The 2684-nt window shown below is 65.5% G+C and carries 3 protein-coding genes; 1 reads left to right on the top strand and 2 read right to left on the bottom strand.

Annotated features, from left to right (window positions below):
• The coding region (locus EOA27_RS31035; protein WP_245491208.1) for a transaldolase family protein at window positions 1-612 on the top strand (612 nt) is incomplete at its 5' end.
• 334 nt (window positions 613-946) lie between these two features.
• On the opposite strand, the gene lptE is transcribed toward EOA27_RS31035, so the two are convergent.
• Both lptE and EOA27_RS31025 read right to left on the bottom strand, forming a co-directional pair.
• On the bottom strand, window positions 947-1528 hold the full coding sequence (gene lptE, locus EOA27_RS31030) for an LPS assembly lipoprotein LptE (protein ID WP_126080574.1): 582 nt from the start codon (window positions 1526-1528) through the stop codon (window positions 947-949).
• The coding region (locus EOA27_RS31025; protein ID WP_145970646.1) for a class I tRNA ligase family protein at window positions 1515-2684 on the bottom strand (1170 nt) is incomplete at its 5' end. The genes EOA27_RS31025 and lptE, both read right to left, overlap by 14 nt.

Genomic DNA, 2684 nt, shown 5'->3' with positions numbered 1-2684 from the left:
CTGCACGATCTGGGGCTTCTCGACGGCGTCACCACCAACCCGTCGCTGATCCTGAAATCGGGCGGCAAGATCGCCGAAGTCACCAAGCAGATCTGCGACATCGTCGAAGGCCCGGTCTCGGCCGAGGTCGTGGCGACCGAATTCAATCAGATGATGGCCGAGGCCGAGGTGCTGGCCAAGATCGCGCCGAATGTCTGCATCAAGGTGCCGCTGACGCTGGACGGGCTGAAGGCCTGCAAGACCATCCGCACCGAGATGAAGCGCATGGTGAACGTGACGCTGTGCTTCTCGGCCAACCAGGCGCTGCTCGCCGCCAAGGCCGGCGCTTCGTTCATCTCGCCCTTCGTCGGCCGCATTGACGACACCGGCTCGGACGGCATGGAGCTGATTTCCGAGATCCGCACCATCTACGACAATTACGATTTCAAGACCGAGATCCTGACCGCCTCGGTGCGCACGGTGAATCACGTCAAGCAGGCGGCGCTGATCGGCGCCGATGTCGTCACCGCGCCGCCGGCGACGCTGAAGGCGCTTGTCAATCATCCGCTGACCGACAGGGGCCTCGCCGCCTTCCTCGCCGACTGGGCCAAGACCGGCCAGAAGATCGGCTGAGACCGACATCTCGCCAGACCAGAAAAAGGCCGGGTGACCGGCCTTTTTTCTTGGCAAAGTGTCTATACCTTGGTGGGTCGCATGCCTTGGCGATTGGCCGGAGCGCCCATCGCGATCGTCATCCACGGGCGAAGCAAGGAGCGAAGCGACGCGGCGCAGACCCGAGGATCCATGCCGTGACATACGAGCGTCGCAACGGCGCAGAATTCTGCTCCGCTGCACCTTCGCGTTGAGGTAACGGAATGGATCCCAGGGTCTCCGCGACGCCGCTTCTTGGCTGCTCCGCCCAGGGATGACGAAGTCGGGGAAGCTTCGGCCAATCCCCGGCGAGGAATTAGGCTTTCTTGCCGTGCTTGGCCAGATCCTGCGCGATCGACAGCCGCAGCAGATCGGCCAACTCGCGCGCCGCGCGGTTCTCGGCATCGATCTGGGCGCGATAGGCCGCGAATTCCTGGCGCGGCCGGTCGAAGGACGACGGGATCGAGCGCTTGCCGACGGCAATCACCGTGTTGGTCGCGGTGTCCCTGAGCACATAGGTGGCGGTCAGCGTGACCGTGCCCGCCGTCGGCTCGTCTTCCTGGGTCTGCACCTGCACGATGGCCGCCGATTCGACCAGTTCGGTGACGCCGAGATCGAGCGTGTAGGCCGGCGAGGCCGGCTCGCCCGAGCCCTGCCCGAAAGCGAAGATCAGATTGTTGCGCACCTGCTGCGCATAGCGGGTGTTGACCGGCTTGATCGAGATCGAGGCGAGCTCGGCGGACGCGCTGAGCTGCGATCCGGGCGACAGCGGCTGGTTGGAATAGAGCGGCCGCACGGTGCAGGCCGAGACCAGCGCAAGCGCGGCGACCATGCCGCAGACCGCCAGGCGGCCGCGCAGGCGGATCGCTTGTGGCTTCACCGGATCAGGCAACGACATTGACGATCCTCTGCGGGACGATGATCACCTTGCGCGGAGCCTTACCCTCCAGTGCTTTTTGCACGAAGTCGAGAGCCAGCACCGCTTTTTCGACGGCACCTTGATCCGCGTCGCGGGCAATTGTCAAATCCCCGCGCTTCTTGCCGTTGACCTGCACCGGCAGCACGATCTCGTTGTCGACGACCAGCGCCGGATCGTAGACCGGCCACGGCCGCTCGGCGACCATCTCGGTCCCGCCCAGCGCCTCCCAGCATTCCTCCGCCAGATGCGGCATGACCGGCGCGATGATGTGCACCAGGATCTCCACCGCCTCGCGGCAGGCGCCCTTCAGCGCAGCATTGGCCTTGCCTTCGGCGACGTCGTTGAGCGGCGTCGCCAGCGCATTGGCAAGCTCATAGATGCGGGCGATCGCGCGGTTGAAGCCGAGCTTCTCGATGTCCTCGCCGACCGCCCTCAGGATCTTGTGCGCGGCCTTGGACACGGCGCCCGCATCGCCATCCTTCGCCGCTGCCGGCTTTACGCCGGGCAGAGATTCGGCGGCGATCTGCACCAGTCGCCAGATGCGCTGCACGAAACGGTGCGCGCCGGCCGCGCCATCGTCTGTCCACTCGACGTCGCGCTCCGGCGGCGAGTCCGACAGCATGAACCAGCGCGCCGTGTCGGCGCCGTAGCCGTCGGTGATCTCTTCCGGGCTCACCGTATTCTTCTTCGATTTCGACATCTTCTCCAGCGCGCCGATCGTCGCCTCCTCGCCGGTGGCGATCTCAAAGGCGAGGCGCTTGCCGCCGACATCCTCGAGCCTGACCTCGCTCGGCGACAGCCAGCGCCCGTTGTTGGACGGGCCGCCGACACGGTAGGTCTCGTGCACCACCATGCCTTGCGTGAACAGGCCCTTGAACGGCTCGGCGAGATTGAGGTGACCGGTCTCGCGCATGGCGCGGGTGAAGAAGCGCGAATAGAGCAGGTGCAGGATCGCGTGCTCGATGCCGCCGATATACTGGTCGACCGCCAGCCATTCATCGGCCGCTTTCGGCTCGGTCGGCTCATTGGCCCAGGGCGCGGTGAAGCGGGCGAAATACCAGGACGAATCGACGAACGTGTCCATCGTGTCGGTCTCGCGTCGCGCGTCGCGGCCGCATTGCGGGCACTTCACATG

Source organism: Mesorhizobium sp. M2A.F.Ca.ET.037.01.1.1 (assembly GCF_003998075.1).
Classification (GTDB): domain Bacteria; phylum Pseudomonadota; class Alphaproteobacteria; order Rhizobiales; family Rhizobiaceae; genus Mesorhizobium.
The sequence above is the reverse complement of the archived record's forward strand: the minus strand, read 5'-3'. Positions and strand labels throughout refer to the sequence as shown.